The sequence below is a fragment of the Hyphomicrobiales bacterium genome (assembly GCA_039989895.1).
Lineage (GTDB): Bacteria > Pseudomonadota > Alphaproteobacteria > Rhizobiales > JACESI01 > JACESI01.
In genome coordinates, this window is the sequence record JBDXGY010000006.1 from 735,279 (window position 1) to 752,521 (window position 17,243).

Here is a 17,243-nt window from a genome sequence, read left to right on the forward strand (position 1 = left end):
CACAAAACGGTCGTCTGCTTTACAGCTTTGATCCAAGCCAACCGCCCGTCAACTCCCATAGAGCACCATAAGCGCGTTGCTTCAAGGTTCCTATAGCCACATCTTCATTTGTGAACACCTCTTGTGATTGCACTTGCTTACCATCAATTTTGACTATCAATTCACCAATAGGCAGACCTGCCTCAACGGGTGCACTTAATGGGCCTCTATAGTGAACTTTAGCGGTAATACGACCACGATCACCCTTTGGTAAAAGCACAGCAATCGGTCTCTTTGAGATAACCTCGACTGAGTTTTTCTCACCACCAAATACTTTAGCGCTTCCAATAACTTCATTTTTCTCAAAGAGTGGATATGATTGAAATGATCTAAATCCCCATGCCAGCAACCTTTTGGCTTCTTCCGTACGAGCTCGTCGTTTATTCAATCCATTGACGACCAACAAGAGCCGGCGATCATCTTGGACAGCTGAGCCAACCATACCAAAACCTGATTCCTTCGTGAATCCTGTTTTGATACCATCGCCGCCAATTTTGGCTTTCAAAAGTGGATTGCGATTAAATTGACGGATTTTATTCCACGTAAATTCTGGTTCAGAAAAATAGGCATAAAGGTCTGGGAATTCTTCTATCAAATAGATTCCCAAAACCGCGAGATCATGTGCTGTTGTATATTGTTCAGGATCAGGCAGTCCTGTTGAATTTGTGAAATTACTATTGGTCATACCAATGCTTTTACCTAAAGAATTCATACGAGCGGCAAAGGCACTTTCAGAACCAGACATTCCTTCAGCAATCACGATACTTGCGTCATTGCCTGATTGAATGGCGATGCCTCTAATAAGATCTTCTACAGTTGGAGGGTCTACCTTTGGGTTCGGATCAAGGAACATCGTGGAACCACCAGAATTGGTTCCCCCCCTTTTCCAAGCGTCGACGGTAACAGGCATCGTATCGTGCAGCGCAAGCTCGCCTTTTTTCAAAGCCTCGAATACCACTGCCAATGTCATCATTTTTGCCATACTAGCTGGCGGCATCGGCTTATTTTCATTTTTTGTATAAAGCGTTGTTCCTGAATTGACATCAACCAAAACAGCAAACTCAGCCTTCGTTGAAAAAACCTGCGCTTTAACATTGGTAACAAAGATTAAGAGGGCAAAAACACCTATTGCACAGCTGATGTGCATACGAGAAATCATAGCTAACCTGTTGTATCTATTTGATGTGGCGTAGCCACGCTGATCATTGCACAGCTATTATATAGATATTACTTTGTAATAATAGCTTTTGATAACACTTGGCGGATAGCTATTTTAGCAAATGGTAAATTGCTTTCAAGATCAATGCGTATCGCTGGATTACCATCAACATAGTGTTCACTCAGATTAACGGCACCAAATCGCGCTAATTTATCTTTAATCTTCAAAGCATCATTACGGTCTAGGAATATCCCTACATGCAAGTGCTCGACTTCATCCGTCTTCCAATTTAGCGCCTCATTTTTTAGTACTTTGGAGAAAACATTATTGACATGTGATGAACGAACATCGCGTGCGGCATAAGCAGCTCCACCAGACTCGGCGGCAGGATTTGCTTTAATAAGGCGAGCAGGCGTCACGTTAGGTGCTTCTAAGCCTCGAGAGGCGCTAGGTGACAAAGACAATGGCTGGTTTGATATAGCGCTACCAGATGTTTGAGAGGAAACAATAGTGGGAGTTGGTGACGGCGCGTGTCCACTACCAGCAAAGCTTCGCAATGGTTCTGCGTATCGATTTGGAGACGCAATTGGTGGTGGCGCTGTTACTGCCGGGAGATCGGCATGAACTAATTCATGATTTGGTGAAAGACCAGCATATTGTAAAAGCTTGTTGCGTGCGGCAACGCGGCTTGGCTCTACTGAGCCTGGGCCCTTGTATGAAGCCAACAGATATTTTTCATCTTTACCATCAACGCGCGCTGGCCCGACATATTTCACCTTAACCTTGGCAAGTCCCCCTGCCCGCGTGCCCAATAATTCGGCTGTGCGATAAGAGAGATCGATAATCCGGCTTTTATGAAACGGACCACGATCATTAACACGCACGATCACAGAACGTTTGTTTGATAGATTTGTCACCTTAACATAGCTGGGCAAAGGTAAAGTTGGATGGGCAGCAGAAAGAGCCGTTTGATCATATATTTCACCATTAGCCGTTTTGCGGCCGTGAAAATTTGGTCCATACCAAGAAGCAATACCTGTCTTATTATAATTAGGCTGACGGCGTGGTTTATACCAACGCCCATTGATTTTATAGGGTTTACCAACAACCGCCCGTCCGCCGCCGCGTGGGACAGGTTTTAGAGCAGAGCGAACAATCCGTTCACTGGCTGTGCCATAGGCTTTGCCCGCTTTAAATTTTGCCTTGGTAACAATCTCAGCTTCTACAGGTGGTTTTGAATCTACGCGTGATAGTGTTTTATTGGTCCCAGAAGCCTTTTTCTGAGGTGTCGTATTAGACGCGCAGCTTGCCAATAATAGTCCAAAGCCTAAAATAAGGCCCGACTTAAGGGAAATACGTGAGGCATCTTCTCGCTTCACCATGTGGTGGCTCGATCCTTGATCAACAAACACTGTAGGGTTGCCTCATCTATATCATGGTCGCAAGCAAATCAGAGTGTTTTTTCAAACATCTCAACGCACATGCAGAACCAATCGTTTACTCAATACACAAAGGGCTGTCAAAGCCTCGAGACATAATCACACAGAACACTCAATAAATTATTAAATCTTATTTAACCCGACCAGACCCCTTCTTTCCATCATTGCGCTTCCATCGAAATTTCTTTCCATCCAGATTGCTAATAACAAAACAAGCGGTTTTGCCTTTATACCACTCTTCCCATTTTTGGCACAGTTGATTGTCTTTAACCCACCAACGACCCGAGTCTTTTGGCGTAAAAAACTTAGCAAGACCAACCGCTGACCCATCACCAAGTACAGTGCCATTGGGCTTATAACGAAGTGGAAATTCACCGCCTACCGGAATTTTCAAAAATACGACTTTGTCATTAACAAGAGATTTGATCTCATCGTTATTCAAAGCAGATGCATTTGCCGTTGCCATAGCCCCAAACAACATCATAAATGACAAAACAATAGTGCTTAGAGAATTCTTATTCATGAGAAGATATCTCCCAACCATTATATCTAGAGTTAGAATATAGTACGTTTAAAAAGGATATTGGTTCACCTTTGGGTTCTCAAATCGGGCCTATGTGACATTTTTTCACTGTACTCATGGCAGAAATATGATTTTCCACTTGATTTATTTTGAACATCGTCGCATTACGGCACCCGTGGAGAGGTGGCAGAGTGGTCGAATGCGGCGGTCTTGAAAACCGTTGAGGCGCGAGTCTCCGGGGGTTCGAATCCCTCCCTCTCCGCCATTTGCCTCACTTAACTTATTTATTAAAAAATATGATTGCTTAAAACCAACGGAATCGTTGGGTTCATTTTATAAGATATATACGGCCACTTTTGGTTTGTAGTGGGCTTTAAGGCAGATATTGCAGCATGCGAAATGTCTTCCGCCTACGCCATGAGCCTTTGTGCCTTTCATTTCCTTGCGCCTGTACGACGACATCTGGCGTGATTAGTTTCCTGCCGATCTTTGAGCGAATCCCGCCTATGAAATGAGCGGCAAGTTCATTCACGACATCATCATCAAATAATTGCCCCACAACAGAAAGACACACAGCGCATTCGAGCCCTAGTCGCATCTTTTTTAAAATTTCTACAGCATTTGTGAAGTCGTCACGTGGCAGGTTTCTTGTGGCCTGAAGCACGTCAACCAGCATCTGGACATGATCTATTTTGTGTCCAAGAGTTGCGTGCACAATAGCTGTGGCAAGCAGCGCATTAGGCGCTTCTCCATCGCCCTCACCTGCTTGAAGTAAATCGCGCAGACCAAAGCTCGCGCGTCTGCGCAGTAAAGGGTAATGTACCAGATTGCCATGAAGCTCTATCAGCACGATTGGGTGATCTGGATGATAGAACTTATATTCCATATCACGATCGGAATTGTCCCAAGTTTTGGTTGGTCGATTATAACCAAGTTCACTCATCGTCAGAAGTGCCTTTGGCATAACAGTAGGATCAATCAGCAGGTCTATATCGGTGAAAAGACGGTCACTGGTTGATGTATATAATCGTTGGGCAAAAACGGGCCCCTTAACGATGCAGGCACTCACACCCTTTTCTTTGAATCCGTCCATTATGTCATGACGAAGACTGTCGAGGAGCATTGACTGGCCTACACGAGTAAGCGTGTGAGCGCCCTCTTTGGTATCAACGTTGGAACCGAATTTGCGCCACAGAATATTGTCAACCCTATGCAGGCGCGCTAACTCAAGAACCTTTTCACGATCCTGCGCCGATAGCTCCAAGACTGGAGCCTCAGGGTCCGCGAGTTTAGCTAACATAGTGGTCATTTGATTAGTCACAGTCACCTCCATGCTCCAATACGCCAAAGAAAAGCTTATTCATTCAAAGGCTCAAGTAAAGCGGCGAAACTTTGAACATCTATCAAGGAAGCAATTTCTTCAGTGCTCAATTGCCGTCCGAGCTTCTCCTCAAACGCCATTATGATTGTCACATGTGTGATGCTGTCCCACTGAGGATGAAAACCAATGGTCGCATCTGGCTTAACATCCTGTGATTGGCAACCGAGAACTGAGGCAATAATTTCAATGCCTGCCTTCATTTGATCGTCATGCATTGGCTTTTGCCTTCTTCTCCATCCATTCCTCGCGGAACATCTCAAAAATGAGCATGTCGTGGATAGCTCCCGTGACTTTGTCTTGCTTTACCCTGTGAATAGTACCGACATGCGTAAACCCGTGTTTTCGGTAGTTGAAAATCGAAGGGAAGTTACGTGCGTTCACTTGTGAGTAGATCCTATCTACATCACTGTGCTCAAAAACGTGTTCTATCACCCGGCCTCGCACTTCATGCACAACCCCCTTACCCCACCAATCACGGTCAGGGATACCAACGGCAAGAAGGCATGACTTATAGGGGTGAATCACGATATTATGCACTCCTATAGGCTTGGTTTCTCCATGTGGAATGATTGCATGGCAAAATTTATTCTTATTGTTTGGTCTCAACATACGTCGATACCATCTCCAGCGTGATACGCTCTCGCCAGAACCGGCATAATCCGACATGAAGGCGCTGTCACTTGTCCATGGATGCGTCAATCTAAAGGCTTGCCACTTATTCAACGGCACAAGGCGGAAGCGTTCGCTTTCAAAGGGTGCTTTAAGTCCAGTTTTGCTCATGTATTTATTCCCCCGCCCCTATTGCTAGTGCTGCCTCACGCACACGATCGCGCACCACTTTACCACGGTCATTACGTGGTATTTCATCAAGTAAGAAAAGTTTTGAAGGCACAGCTTCCGCTCGACATCTTTCACGGCACCACTCAAGGATCGATTGCACATTGGCTTCTTCATTGAATACAATTGCCGCTGCCACGGCTTCTCCTGCGATAGGGTCTTCTATGCTAAAGGCGCAAGCCTCATTGATAGCGGGATGACGTTCAAGCAGCAAATCAATTTCTTCAGCGGGAATTTTGACGCCGCCGCGATTGATTTCGTGTTTGATGCGACCAATCAGCGTTAAGCAGCCCTCAGCATCAAGGCGGCCAATATCACCTGTGCGGAACCAAGAGTCGTGAAATGCTGCCTGTGTCGCTTCTTCCATTCCCAGATACCCTGTCATCATTGATGGCGTGGAGATAAGCACCTCGCCCGTCCCTTCTTGTGTAACTTTATTGTTTTGATCTAGTAATGCCAATGAACCACCCCAAGGCTGACCTACCAAACCATCCGCTAAGTTTTCATCTTCAAGACAAGCGCCACCAATCCAGTTCGCCGTTTCTGTCATGCCATACATATTAAACACCTTTTGAGTGCCGGTCCATTCAGCGATCGCTTGCCAGTTTTCTATAGAAAGCGGTGCAGAGCCAACATGGACACGCTGCATGGCATGGTGTGGGCGCGATGATAACCGCATAGCTATTTTCCAATATGATGGCGTTGAACTCATGAAAGTAAAACGATGCTCATCAATCAAGGGGCCAAAGCTTGCCATCTCTTGTATGCTGGGCTGAGGCCAAAGATGCAACGTTCCGCCAGCGGCCATCACAGTAAAAATATTGCCGATAAGCCCATGTCCAAAATGAAGTGGCAGAACACATAAAGAGCGCGCAAGAGTATCAGCACCAATGGCCGCGATATTAAGTGCAATGCGCGCCGCTAAGCTTTGTTGAGTGTGAACAATACCCTTGGGCTGGCCTGTGGTGCCAGAGGTCATAAGTGTCAAGGCAGCCTCATTAATACCCAGCGGCTCATAGGTATGACACGCCCCACCCTTTATCGGGACTAGTGGTGTATCATCCAACAGATGAGATGCATTGGTCGCGCGCATGACATTGTCACGCTCTTCTTGCGTGATAGAGGGATTGATAGCAACAGCCATCGCACCCACTTGCCATAGGGCAAAAATATCAAGCAGATAATCGAGAGGTGCTGTGCGCGCGACTATCGCGCATTGCCCGTTACCAAGACCAGAGCGATGCAACACATCTGCCCGCGCTTTGATGTTTTTCTTAAATTTAGACAAGTCGATTGTTTTGTCTAAACGTTGATCGATGAGGTTGGCTTGATTATTAAAAAGAGAAAGTAACATTGTTTGAAAATTTCACTGGACCTGACGATTGCAGCTCCCCATTTTTTGCATTAATAATATATATTATTAACTTAATATCAGTTTTGACATATTGTATTATTATGTGTAACAAAGCATTATGTAAATGGTATTGTATAAGGGGAAATCTGATGAATACAAAAATTAAAAAAGCATATGCTAAACCAAGCATTGAAAAACGCGTAAAAATTTCAACGGTAGTTTCAGCGTTAGATTCAGATGCAAGAGTTGTAGCTAAACCTCTTGCTATAGCGAGTGCTTAATTAATCCCAGCTTCGCCTTATAAAATAAGAGATAATTTATATTATCCGCCGTTTTTCGGCGGATTTTTTTATTCTCTGTAAAATTAAACGCGGTTGGGCTAAACAATTCTAACAGTCAATATATCGCTATAGTTCTTTGATATCACGCGCGACTGTTTCAATATCTAAAAGACCTTCGCCAATCGTCACACTATAAGCTGGAACGCTATCCACAAGATCAGCCAGCATAGTGAAACGGTTTGCCTGCAAGGATGTTAGCCCAGTGGGTGAACCACGAACATTATCTTCGGTAAGATGAACCAACATATCGGTAGCTTCTATCGGCTCAATTGCTGCCTTTTCACCACGCTTCAAATGGATAAGAGCCGTTACCGGCAAGGTAGAATTTTCAATATCAATCTTAGATGCAATATCTCGTCGAGGTACCATCTGTTCTTCATTTTCATTCCATTTTGGCTCTAGTTCTAGCCATGGCAACATTTCTGCCGTTTTGCGATGCACGTTGAGCCATCGAGGTAAACCCCAAGCGACGAGACCATCAGCCTCGCGCCGCAGCACCATAACATCGTCTGCGGCAAATTTTAGTCCACATTTTGCCAGCGCCAATGACGTGGTTGTCTTGCCTGTGTTACTCGCGGCAGAAATCAAAATCATTCCTTTATCATCAGGTAAAGCGAGCCCAGCCGCATGAACGACCTGTTGATCTTCTCGGTCTAGTGCATATTCAATGATGATCGGCACCATGCAACCTTGAGCGCGTATTCTGTGGTTATGTGCAACAACAATTTCCGCCCGTCGTCCTTCAACATCAATCATCATGCGTGCTTCACCGGGAAACGACAGAAAATATGTCTCTCCCCTGCGAGCAAATTCGCATTCTCCTTCAGTCTGCATTTTCCCTTGAAACAGTAATTCGCAATCAGCAGGGTGTGGTTTTGTTTCGCCTATACGAATACTAACTTCGAATGTGCTAACTGGAGTGAGTTTTGATGTATTTAGCCAGCGTCGCTCTTCAAGAAAGTTATTGAACCCAATAAGTAGATCTTCATATTCTGCTTCAACACGGATCTGCGTGGGGCCAAGATCATAGATGTGGTTTGCCATCTTCATTTGGCCTTATGGTCTGCATGGACATGTACTTCGATATAGGGAATATCGGATTCACCAATCACCGTTTTACCATCGAGAGTCACCCAACAATGGGCCTTCACTTTCTCGTTCGTCACAACATCAGGTTCCACACCAAAATGGAGTTGCGGTTGGTGGCCTGTATGAAGGAGATAGCGATAGGTAAGCAAGCCTTGGCGAAAACAGCGACGATCACGCATCAACCACGGGCGGCGTGTCGTGCGGCGCACAGCTTTTACGATGTAGGCTGGCGATAAATTTTTGAAATGAAACATTCTTGGCGTCGGCTGTGCTAATTTAAGAGCCTGCTGCAGCTGCTTACCTCTCACCTGAAAAGGAAGTAAGCGAGCATGAAGCCACATCTCGCATCGTAATAAAAAACGAGCTAAACCAGCAGGTTTATCGCGACGATGGATCGCACTATAATCGGTCTTCGTTTGCGAGGACATTGCTATAATACCAGCCTATTAGACAATGCGTAAAATTCCTTCTTCGATCAGGTTCTCAGCAATCTCGATAACATCAGTTGTGGCGGTTTCTTTTGTGATATCAAATTCTTCACATAAAAGATCAACCATATCGCCAATACTTCGCTGCTTGCTCATGTCGCGTAATATAGTTTCAGATGTCTCGTTGCAGGTATAAAGTTGCCCGCTATCAGCTAGAAGAATAACCGCTCCCTCCCCAACAGAACGCATGCTGGCGACCTGCTCGAACTCTAAAATTGTACTATGTGTAATTTTACTCATTCTTACTATCCATTTATTCTGGCTATAATTCCGTAAGCACTAAAAGGCTTAAATAGGTTCTTACTACAATAGCCATCTAATATGACTTAATTACTAGTGAGCATGCAACTTTATCTGCGTAATTGAAAATCTCCGCTCTTTTAGCACTTATTTAGGCGGGGTTATTGCTGATGTTAAAACAGAAATAATAAACAAGATAATGAAGAATGAAAACACCTCAAAACGTATAGATAATTGAAGGTGTCTTGCTGCTTGCTCATCTGCTTTTAGTAATGATGGCACAAGAACTAGTTTGTTAAGCGCAGCAAGACCGAGAAGAAGGCAGACGACGCTGATCTTTCCAATCAAAACCCACCCATAAAGTGAACCAAATAAAGCCTGAAAATTTCCGACAAGCATGACGGAAAATATAACGCCAGTGACGATCAAAACAGGCACGATATATTGTGCCTGTTTACCAAACCGGCGAGCGAGCAGACCAGCCATTGGTCTGGTATCAATGGAGCTCGCCAATCGATGAAGCGGCCACAGCCCCCCTATCCAATAACTGACCGCTAGAAGATGTAGGGTAAGAAAGCTGCTAAGCCACATTGCTTGTTCGGTCGCATGACCAACAAGCGCGAAAGACAGCGCCACCATAAAAGCACCAATTGGTATGAGTATTAAGCGTGTTGAAATGAAAAAGACTGCGCCTATCAAAATAAGTAAACCAACAGCTCGGATAAATGTGGAAGTCCCCGATGGTCCTTGCACAACAAGCTGCAACATTTCACGATCCATCATGCCAATAATGCCACTATCCAACATCTGCCCGGCTTGAACCGGTATGCTAATAGCGGTTGTAACAAGCGCAATCAGACACATTGTAATAGTGATATTGAGAAGGTTTTTTTGTAGAGTGTTTAGCGTGGGCTGCACCATAATAATAAACAGCATCGAGCCGATCGCCATGAAGGAGCTTATATAAACAATAAGTTTGAGTAAAACTGCAGTGGTGAGCCAGATATCCCACATCAGCATAGTCTATTATTCTCCCGTTACTTTAAAAGAAAATGCCCCATTTACTGGGTGTCCATCATGTCCTAAAGCACGCCATATAATTTGATAATCACCAGCGCCCACCATATCGGTGGCCAGCTTTATTGTTGTGACAAATTCTTTCGTAGGGATTTTAAGATTAACGGATTGCGAGCTGGCATCAGTTTTGTGGGTCAACAAGACTTTGGTAACACGGGCAGGTTCTATAAATGTCAAAGCAACAGCATCTGGAGCCTTGTTCAAAATTGCACCCGCCTCAGGAATTGTCATCTTGGTTGACGAATGAGCATGTACTGCGCTCACTGAACCAAGCAATAAAATGCATACAAGACAAATATGCTTCATCAACATCAATCAATCCTTGTGTGGGCGCTAGCTCGACCTGCTTTTTGTTGTTAGCTGCATTATAATATCAGCAGCTTTTTCATCAGATGAAACACCTTCTTCTAACGCCATTTTTTCTCGCAAAACTTTAAAGGCCTCTAGCTGTGTATGCCGCTCTGGTGTGTCATCTAAAAGCCGATTTAAAGCACGATATAATTTGCCCGGATGAAGATCTACATCTATATATTCAGGCACTATGGGATAATCGATAATCAGGTTCACTAAATTTGTCGACCACGTCGTCATAAGGAAGCGTAACTTGCTTGCTATTGGATCGAGCTTATAGGTGGCAAGCATGGGAATATTAGCTAAACCCAACTCTAGGCAGACCGTGCCTGATGCTGCCAAGGCTGCCGATGCTTTGTTAAAAGCTGCTTTTTTTTCATCTTCTCCAGAGGCAATTCGAACCGGAAGCGGCCACTGTGACACTGTGCTGCGAATGGTTGCTTCAAGATGGGGCACAGCAGGAATTACAATATCAATATCATCGCGCACAGATGTGAGCTTTTGTAATGTTTGTTGAAATATAGGCAGAAGCCTTTTGATTTCACCGCTTCTACTTCCAGGAAGAACGAGTAGCGTTTTACGTGTATCTGTTTCAAGTCTTTGGTCTTGCTTTGTAATTCGAGTTGCAAGTGGATGGCCGACATAAGTCGTAGCCGGTCCATTGAGTTCCTTCAACGCTTGCGGTTCAAAGGGCAATAGTGCCAAAACATGATCGACATAGGTTCTCATTTTACTCGCACGACCAGGCCGCCATGCCCATACACTAGGGCAGACATAGTCGATAACAGGTAAGTTTGGCATTGCCGCCTTTACTTTACGAGCCACGCGGTGCGTGAAGTCCGGACTATCTATAATAACAAGGGCGTCAGGCTTAGCAGCAATAGCAGCTTTCGCCGTTTCATTGATGCGTTTGAGGATTTTCGGTAGCCGTGGGATAACAGCTGTCACACCCATAACCGCAATTTCATCCATATCAAACAGCGATTGTAAGCCCTGTTCCGTCATGGCTCGCCCACCAACACCAGAGACAATCAAATCACCTCCTAGGCGCTGTTTGAGAGCTTTTATGAGCGTCGCCCCCAGCTGATCACCGGATTCCTCGCCCGCTACAATGAAAACATGGAATAGCGCATCACTCATGACTAAATCCACCCTCACCTGATAGGTATACTTTATGTTTCTTTGCTAATGCGAATGTCTCTGAGCGGCTGGCCACAAGCACCTTTCCTGCTTCACAAATTATGCCAGCAAGACCTGCGTCAGAAGCAAGCCTAATTGTCTGTGGCCCGATTGTCGGCAAATCAACTCGGTAGTCTTGATTGGGTTTTGCGGCTTTAATTAAAACGCCAGTTGCGCCCTTATTGGTGATGCGCTTTTCCTCACGTAACATTTTGACCCGCCGCAACATATTGTCAGTGCCTTCTGCACCTTCAACAGCCAGCACACGTCCATTATGTATAACCAAGGCTTGGCCGATGTCATGTTTACCAAGGTCTCTTAAAACGGCTTTCCCGGTAACAGCATCTTCTGCAAAATGAGAGAAGGATTTTTTGCTGCCAAAGAGCCCTTTTTCAAGTAGCAATTCGGGCGCGACTTCTTGGGCACCAATGACGGTGAAACCTTCTTCTTCGATGATTTTGATGCCCTTTTGCAAAAGACTGTCATCGCCACCCGTCATGGCTGCAACTATTTTAGGAATACGTTTAAGAGTGCTTGGGTCTGCAACAATATTAAGAAAATCTGGTCGCTTATTTATACGCCCAATGAGCACCAGTTTTTCACAGCCCTGCTCGCGGAAATACGTGGCAATCTTCCCAATTTGCCCCCATTTAAAATGGGAAATAATATCGGCCTTGAGCTCATCATCACTCTCGCCTTCGATAGCCGCCACCGCAAAGGGCTGCGCCTTGCTTTCCAGTGCACTTATTAATTCGCCAACTATGCCACCACCACCAGCGAAAACACCAATTGGCTTTTCTTTTGGGTTTGAGGCCATCATCAAAATGACTATTCCTTAACAGTGCGTGGAACACACAATGAACGATCAGAAGCCGCTTGTATAAAAGTGACGATACTGGCTACTTGTGGGTCTTGAAGAAGTTCTTCAGAGAGCTTGTCGAGTCGTACTTGCAGGGTCTCGTCTTGTTCGAGAAATAGATCTTTATAAACCTGTCTCACCGCATGAATACTTTCGCGTGCAATGCCATGCCTTTTCATGCCGATTAGATTAATGCCGCCAAGATAAGCTCGGTTACCAAGAGAGATACCAAAAGGTATAACGTCATTTTCAATGCCTGCAAGTCCACCAATAAAGGCATGATCGCCAATGCGAGTGAATTGGTGCACAGCCGACCCTCCGCCCATGATTACATGATTGCCGATCGACACATGGCCAGCAATTAGAACACCGTTTGACAATATGACGTTGTCACCCAGCACACAATCGTGTGCAACGTGCGAATTGGCGAGTAAGACACAATTATTTCCAATTCGTGTTTCAATTGAACCTGCTGCCGTTCCTGGATTAACCGTCACCCCTTCTCGGATAATACAATTATCACCGATAACAAGCTTAGTCTCCTCGCCCTTAAACTTCAGGTCTTGAGGGTCGTTGCCAATAGATGCGAAGGGATAAACCTTCAAACCACTGCCAATTGTCGTGTTTCCAGCAAGTGAAACATGGCTTTTGAGGGTCGCATTATCACCAATGGTGATATTACCTTCCAAAACACAATAAGGTCCTATGTCAACATTATCACCTAGCTTTACATCGTCTGAGATCAACGCTGTTGGGTGTATACTGGCCATATTGAATTACCTTACTGTTATTGGTCTTCGCCTGCGATAAGCATGGCGCTGATTTCTGCCTCGGCAACTTTGTTGCCATCTACAATTGCTTCTGAGGCAAACCTCCAAATATTACGACGTTGCTTAAGCTTTTTAACGTGTATTTTAACCACATCACCCGGCACTACAGGTTTTCTAAATTTAGCACGGTCAATCGTCATGAAGTACACCAGTGATGGTGCATTTGTATTTTTGTCTGCATTGACGCAAATAGCACCGGCTGTCTGTGCCATGGCTTCTATAAGAAGCACACCAGGCATGACAGGTTGATCAGGAAAATGACCTTGGAAATGCGGTTCATTAATCGTAACAGCTTTAATTCCTGTCGCTGAATTATCAGCATCGATATCTATAATTCGGTCAATCATCAAGAAGGGATATCTATGGGGCAAAAGCTCCATAATTTTCATGATGTCAGCTGTTTCTAATGTCGTATTCGAAGAAGCATCCATATTTCTTCTCCTCCTCAGCGGGTGATTAATTCTTTGATATTCGCTTATTTCTTGTTTTCTTTTACCATTTTCATGAGTAAAAGTCGCTCTTTAAACCATTCGCGTATGGGACGCGCGGGTACACCTCCCCATCGCGCACCTGCTGGGACATCGTCATGCACGGCACTGACTGCTGCTATTTGTGCGCCCATACCAACGGTGACATGCCCATTGACGCCTGACTGACCTCCAATGGCAACAAAATCTTCCAGTGTGGCGCTTCCCGATATGCCGACTTGTGAAACCAATACGCAATGACGGCCAACAACCACATTATGGGCGATCTGGACATGGTTGTCGATTTTAGTTCCTTCACCAATCACCGTGTCGCGTGTCGCGCCTCGATCAATTGCAGTATTAGCACCAATTTCAACATCATCTTGAATAATAACGCGACCAATTTGCGGTATTTTTAGGTGACCTTGAGGTGACATTGCAAACCCAAAGCCATCTTGGCCAACCTTGACACCGGGATGAATAATAACGCGGTCGCCAATCAAACTATGCTGGATAACAGCATTTGAGGTGATAGAACAATCGCGACCTATTTTTACGTTCGCACCAATTCTTGCGTTTGATGCAATATAGGTATTCGCTCCGATCAAGGCATTTTCATCGATATAAGCGAATGCTTCGACAGTGACACCTTCTTCTAATTTAGCCGTGGGTGCTATATAGGCTTGCTCGGAAATTGTGCCAGTTTTGATACCATGAATTGGCTTTAATGCTGATGGGTACAATAAAGCTGACGTCTGTGCGAAGGCGCGATAAGGATCAGATATTTCTAATGCAATCACCCCTTCAGGTATTTTTGTTGTGTATTTTTTTGCACAAAAACAAGCGGTAGCAGACGTATTTTGAAGTTCATCAAGGTATTTAGGATTATCAATGAAACTGATGGTGCCTGCTCTTGCATCATTCAACGGCGCTATACCGTTTATGACAGGATCTGACGTATCATTTGATTTTATCAATGCACCTGTCATTTCCGCAATCGCTGATAGCTTGACAGCCTCAGGATTGGGAAAAAATGTTGTTTCAACATCAAGCAATAGGAGTGTTCTCCGCAGTAATACAGGTTTTCTTGAATGATGTAGAACGCCTAGAAACGTGTACCGCCACCAATACGGAAGAACTGTGTATCATCAAATTCTTCATCAGATAAAACCCAAGCAAAGTCACCGCGTAGAGGTCCAAATGGTGATTTCCACTCGAAGCCAATACCAACAGAAGAACGAAGGCTAAAGTCATCAGATCCTGGAATAAGATCTTCTGTGACACTATCATCAAGCCCAAATACAGAACCAGCATCAGCAAATAGAGCGCCTTTGACGCCAATTGAACGTGGCACTAACGGTATAGGGAATAATACTTCAGCAGAAACGCCAAAGAAATTAAGCCCACCTACAGCATCATTGCCAACATCTTCATCATCATCGCTAGTGTCACCATTTTCACGTGCACCGATACCACGGTTTTCGAAACCACGAACCAAGTCTCCGCCCGCAAAGAAGTTGTCAAGAAGGCGAACATCTTCACCGATGCCCGTTATGTTACCAACTCGAGCTCTAACAAGACCAACAATTTGGTGATTGGCATTTAACTCATGATAGGCAACAGCGCGCGCTTCCGTCTTAAGAAAATTAACATCTCCACCAATGCCTGCAAATTCTTGCGTGAACCTGAAATTAATACCATCTGTTGGGTTTTGATTACTATCAAGTGAATTATAGGTCACAGCATACCCTAGTGATGATGTCACAACATCACCCTCACCTTGGGATATAATAGAAGCAGGCGCATCTTCTAGATCAATATCAGACAGGCTTTCTTTATCGTAGGTATAGTTAACCCCAAGCCTTAAGTTCTCTGTTACGGGCAAGCCGAAACGAACTGACGCACCTGTGTTGCTCACATCAAAGCTTCGACTATCTTGGTCTTCACTATTACGTCTGAAGAGATCAAAGCCTGCACTAATTCGGCGACCGAGGAAGAATGGTTCGGTAAAGCTTAAATCATAAGTCTGATTGCCGGTTCCGATACCAACGGCAAGTCTGACAAACTGCCCTCGACCCAAGAAATTTCTCTCTGTAAGAGCGGCATTTGTCAAAAATCCACCAGATAGATCAGCACCCGCGCCAAAAGAAAGATCGCCCGTTGGTTGCTCTTCAACATTTACGGTCAAAACCACACGGTCAGGCGCACTGCCACGTGCTCTAGTCACCCTAACACTTTGAAAAATACCAAGATTTCTAATGCGTCGCTCAGCCTTCGTAATCAAAGACTGGTTGAAAGCATCGCCCTCTGCAATATCAAATTCACGGCGTATTACGTATTCACGTGTGCGCGTGTTGCCCAAAATGTTGATCCGTTCGACGAAAACGCGCGGACCTTGGTCAATAGCATAAGTAATATTGATGATCCGACCGTCAATTTGCTCACCGCGTGGACGAACTTGAGCGAAAGCAAAGCCTTTACCAGCAGCAGCTAAGGATAATGCTTCGATACTGCGCTCAACTTTTTGCGCATCATAAATGTCGCCTTCCTTCGTTGTAATCAACGGAAGGAAATCATCTGGGTTCACATCAAGCAGAACAGTATCAATAGCAATCTTACCAAATCTGTATCGTTCACCTTCGTTCACAGTGATCGTTATGAAAAACTTGTTTTTCTTTTCATCAATATCAACAACAGAAGAAATAACTTCAAAATCTGCATAACCATGATTGAAGTAGAAACGACGCAATTGTTCTTCATCGGCAGCTAATCGCGTTGCGTCATAAATATCACTTGATTGAAGGAAGCCCAATAATCCAGTTTCGCGTGTCGCAATAGCATTTCTTAGGCGTCCGTCACCAAATGCTTTGTTACCAACAAAATTAATTTTCGCGATGCCTGTTTTTTTATTCTCTTCGATACTGAAAAGCACATTGATTCGATTGCTATCAAGCCCGTCAATTCTAGATTTTACTGCCACATTAAAGAGGCCAACTGATTTATAGGCTTCCTTGATGCGATCAACATCAACAGCAACTTGCTCACGATCAAATACACCGCGTGCCTTCGTTAAAAGGATAGAATTCAGCTGAGTCTCATCAAGTTTATCATTACCTAAAAAGGCGATGCCATTGACCACTGGATTTTCGACTACATTAACAACCAAAGTGCTGCCACTGGTTGTAATTGATACATCTTTGAACAATCCTGTCGCAAAGAGAGCTTTCAATGACTCATCAATTTCAATGGGTGATGCACGGCGGCCTGGTTGAGCGGTAACATAAGTCAAAACGGTCTCACGACCGATGCGTTGATTACCTGTAACCTGAATCGACGAAATTGTTTGAGCTTTCGCTTCAGAAAACGACGCGTCAAAAATGCTAGCAGCCAGTGATGTCATAAATATAGTTGTGATAACAAAAAAACTAGCAAGGAGACGGATGTTCATAAATTTCATTAATCAAACTGCCTTAAATTCGCTTCTGAAGTCACTCGTTTATAGAGATTCCTTTTACTTTATAATCTTTTGGCAAAAAATGAGCTCATAAGCAAGCCAAACTACCATTTGAAATTAACAAAATATTTACAAT

The 17,243-nt window shown here is 44.5% G+C and carries 19 protein-coding genes and 1 tRNA gene; 2 read left to right on the forward strand and 18 right to left on the reverse strand.

The window, feature by feature from the left end; all coding sequences use genetic code 11:
* Positions 1-19 precede the first annotated feature (19 nt).
* The 3 genes from ABJ081_10010 to ABJ081_10020 all read right to left on the reverse strand — a co-directional run bounded on the left by ABJ081_10010 (position 20) and on the right by ABJ081_10020 (position 3,160).
* Positions 20-1,186: a D-alanyl-D-alanine carboxypeptidase family protein gene (locus ABJ081_10010; protein MEP6357008.1), complete on the reverse strand. Its 1,167-nt coding sequence runs from the start codon at positions 1,184-1,186 to the stop codon at positions 20-22.
* A gap of 80 nt (positions 1,187-1,266) precedes the next feature.
* Positions 1,267-2,610 (reverse strand): septal ring lytic transglycosylase RlpA family protein, encoded by a 1,344-nt coding sequence (locus tag ABJ081_10015; protein MEP6357009.1) that lies wholly within the window; start codon positions 2,608-2,610, stop codon positions 1,267-1,269.
* A gap of 157 nt (positions 2,611-2,767) precedes the next feature.
* Positions 2,768-3,160, reverse strand: a complete 393-nt coding sequence (locus ABJ081_10020) for a hypothetical protein (protein ID MEP6357010.1) — start codon at positions 3,158-3,160, stop codon at positions 2,768-2,770.
* Between the two features lie 177 nt (positions 3,161-3,337).
* On the opposite strand from ABJ081_10020, the gene ABJ081_10025 reads away from it, so the two are divergent.
* A tRNA-Ser gene (locus ABJ081_10025) sits at positions 3,338-3,425 on the forward strand.
* A gap of 108 nt (positions 3,426-3,533) precedes the next feature.
* Here ABJ081_10025 and ABJ081_10030 read toward each other — a convergent pair.
* The 4 genes from ABJ081_10030 to ABJ081_10045 are packed head-to-tail and all read right to left on the reverse strand — an operon-like array spanning position 3,534 to position 6,732.
* A complete protein-coding gene (locus ABJ081_10030) occupies positions 3,534-4,469 on the reverse strand; it encodes a nucleotidyltransferase family protein (GenBank protein MEP6357011.1) in 936 nt (311 codons plus the stop codon).
* Positions 4,470-4,516: 47 nt separating this feature from the next.
* Positions 4,517-4,756, reverse strand: a complete 240-nt coding sequence (locus ABJ081_10035) for an acyl carrier protein (GenBank protein MEP6357012.1) — start codon at positions 4,754-4,756, stop codon at positions 4,517-4,519.
* Positions 4,749-5,321, reverse strand: coding sequence for a GNAT family protein (locus ABJ081_10040; protein MEP6357013.1), 573 nt, complete (start codon positions 5,319-5,321; stop codon positions 4,749-4,751). The genes ABJ081_10035 and ABJ081_10040 overlap by 8 nt, the downstream gene beginning before the upstream one ends.
* 4 nt (positions 5,322-5,325) lie before the next feature.
* Entirely contained in the window at positions 5,326-6,732 is a 1,407-nt protein-coding gene (locus ABJ081_10045; protein ID MEP6357014.1) for a class I adenylate-forming enzyme family protein, read from the reverse strand.
* Positions 6,733-6,881: 149 nt separating this feature from the next.
* Here ABJ081_10045 and ABJ081_10050 point away from each other — a divergent pair, with 149 nt between their 5' ends.
* Entirely contained in the window at positions 6,882-7,013 is a 132-nt protein-coding gene (locus tag ABJ081_10050; GenBank protein MEP6357015.1) for a hypothetical protein, read from the forward strand.
* Positions 7,014-7,139: 126 nt separating this feature from the next.
* On the opposite strand, the gene ABJ081_10055 is transcribed toward ABJ081_10050, so the two are convergent.
* The 11 genes from ABJ081_10055 to bamA form a co-directional block, all read right to left on the reverse strand.
* Positions 7,140-8,117, reverse strand: coding sequence for a hypothetical protein (locus tag ABJ081_10055; GenBank protein MEP6357016.1), 978 nt, complete (start codon positions 8,115-8,117; stop codon positions 7,140-7,142).
* 2 nt (positions 8,118-8,119) lie between these two features.
* Positions 8,120-8,590, reverse strand: a complete 471-nt coding sequence (locus tag ABJ081_10060; GenBank protein MEP6357017.1) for a lasso peptide biosynthesis B2 protein — start codon at positions 8,588-8,590, stop codon at positions 8,120-8,122.
* Between the two features lie 18 nt (positions 8,591-8,608).
* Positions 8,609-8,890: a PqqD family protein gene (locus ABJ081_10065; GenBank protein ID MEP6357018.1), complete on the reverse strand. Its 282-nt coding sequence runs from the start codon at positions 8,888-8,890 to the stop codon at positions 8,609-8,611.
* 147 nt (positions 8,891-9,037) lie between these two features.
* Entirely contained in the window at positions 9,038-9,910 is an 873-nt protein-coding gene (locus ABJ081_10070) for a CopD family protein (protein ID MEP6357019.1), read from the reverse strand.
* A 6-nt stretch (positions 9,911-9,916) separates the two neighbouring features.
* Positions 9,917-10,279: a copper resistance CopC family protein gene (locus ABJ081_10075; GenBank protein MEP6357020.1), complete on the reverse strand. Its 363-nt coding sequence runs from the start codon at positions 10,277-10,279 to the stop codon at positions 9,917-9,919.
* A 21-nt stretch (positions 10,280-10,300) separates the two neighbouring features.
* Positions 10,301-11,458 (reverse strand): lipid-A-disaccharide synthase, encoded by a 1,158-nt coding sequence (gene lpxB / locus ABJ081_10080; GenBank protein MEP6357021.1) that lies wholly within the window; start codon positions 11,456-11,458, stop codon positions 10,301-10,303.
* On the reverse strand, positions 11,451-12,317 hold the full coding sequence (lpxI, locus tag ABJ081_10085; protein ID MEP6357022.1) for a UDP-2,3-diacylglucosamine diphosphatase LpxI: 867 nt from the start codon (positions 12,315-12,317) through the stop codon (positions 11,451-11,453). Before lpxI ends, lpxB begins: the two co-directional genes overlap by 8 nt.
* A gap of 8 nt (positions 12,318-12,325) precedes the next feature.
* Positions 12,326-13,126: an acyl-ACP--UDP-N-acetylglucosamine O-acyltransferase gene (gene lpxA / locus ABJ081_10090; protein MEP6357023.1), complete on the reverse strand. Its 801-nt coding sequence runs from the start codon at positions 13,124-13,126 to the stop codon at positions 12,326-12,328.
* A gap of 17 nt (positions 13,127-13,143) precedes the next feature.
* Positions 13,144-13,617, reverse strand: coding sequence for a 3-hydroxyacyl-ACP dehydratase FabZ (gene fabZ / locus ABJ081_10095; protein ID MEP6357024.1), 474 nt, complete (start codon positions 13,615-13,617; stop codon positions 13,144-13,146).
* A gap of 44 nt (positions 13,618-13,661) precedes the next feature.
* A complete protein-coding gene (lpxD, locus tag ABJ081_10100) occupies positions 13,662-14,708 on the reverse strand; it encodes a UDP-3-O-(3-hydroxymyristoyl)glucosamine N-acyltransferase (GenBank protein MEP6357025.1) in 1,047 nt (348 codons plus the stop codon).
* A 50-nt stretch (positions 14,709-14,758) separates the two neighbouring features.
* A complete protein-coding gene (gene bamA, locus ABJ081_10105) occupies positions 14,759-17,110 on the reverse strand; it encodes an outer membrane protein assembly factor BamA (GenBank protein ID MEP6357026.1) in 2,352 nt (783 codons plus the stop codon).
* Positions 17,111-17,243 lie beyond the last annotated feature (133 nt).

Bases quoted from the DNA above. Each gene is read 5' to 3' on its own strand.
- ABJ081_10020 (MEP6357010.1), bottom strand. From the start codon at position 3,160: ATGAATAAGAATTCTCTAAGCACTATTGTTTTGTCATTTATGATGTTG.
- ABJ081_10060 (MEP6357017.1), bottom strand. From the start codon at position 8,590: ATGTCCTCGCAAACGAAGACCGATTATAGTGCGATCCATCGTCGCGAT.
- lpxB (MEP6357021.1), bottom strand. From the start codon at position 11,458: ATGAGTGATGCGCTATTCCATGTTTTCATTGTAGCGGGCGAGGAATCC.
- ABJ081_10030 (MEP6357011.1), bottom strand. From the start codon at position 4,469: ATGACCACTATGTTAGCTAAACTCGCGGACCCTGAGGCTCCAGTCTTG.
- ABJ081_10010 (MEP6357008.1), bottom strand. From the start codon at position 1,186: ATGCACATCAGCTGTGCAATAGGTGTTTTTGCCCTCTTAATCTTTGTT.
- ABJ081_10070 (MEP6357019.1), bottom strand. From the start codon at position 9,910: ATGCTGATGTGGGATATCTGGCTCACCACTGCAGTTTTACTCAAACTT.
- ABJ081_10050 (MEP6357015.1), top strand. From the start codon at position 6,882: ATGAATACAAAAATTAAAAAAGCATATGCTAAACCAAGCATTGAAAAA.
- lpxA (MEP6357023.1), bottom strand. From the start codon at position 13,126: ATGGCCAGTATACACCCAACAGCGTTGATCTCAGACGATGTAAAGCTA.
- lpxI (MEP6357022.1), bottom strand. From the start codon at position 12,317: ATGATGGCCTCAAACCCAAAAGAAAAGCCAATTGGTGTTTTCGCTGGT.
- ABJ081_10035 (MEP6357012.1), bottom strand. From the start codon at position 4,756: ATGCATGACGATCAAATGAAGGCAGGCATTGAAATTATTGCCTCAGTT.
- ABJ081_10045 (MEP6357014.1), bottom strand. From the start codon at position 6,732: ATGTTACTTTCTCTTTTTAATAATCAAGCCAACCTCATCGATCAACGT.
- ABJ081_10075 (MEP6357020.1), bottom strand. From the start codon at position 10,279: ATGTTGATGAAGCATATTTGTCTTGTATGCATTTTATTGCTTGGTTCA.
- ABJ081_10065 (MEP6357018.1), bottom strand. From the start codon at position 8,890: ATGAGTAAAATTACACATAGTACAATTTTAGAGTTCGAGCAGGTCGCC.
- bamA (MEP6357026.1), bottom strand. From the start codon at position 17,110: ATGAAATTTATGAACATCCGTCTCCTTGCTAGTTTTTTTGTTATCACA.
- ABJ081_10055 (MEP6357016.1), bottom strand. From the start codon at position 8,117: ATGGCAAACCACATCTATGATCTTGGCCCCACGCAGATCCGTGTTGAA.
- ABJ081_10040 (MEP6357013.1), bottom strand. From the start codon at position 5,321: ATGAGCAAAACTGGACTTAAAGCACCCTTTGAAAGCGAACGCTTCCGC.
- fabZ (MEP6357024.1), bottom strand. From the start codon at position 13,617: ATGGATGCTTCTTCGAATACGACATTAGAAACAGCTGACATCATGAAA.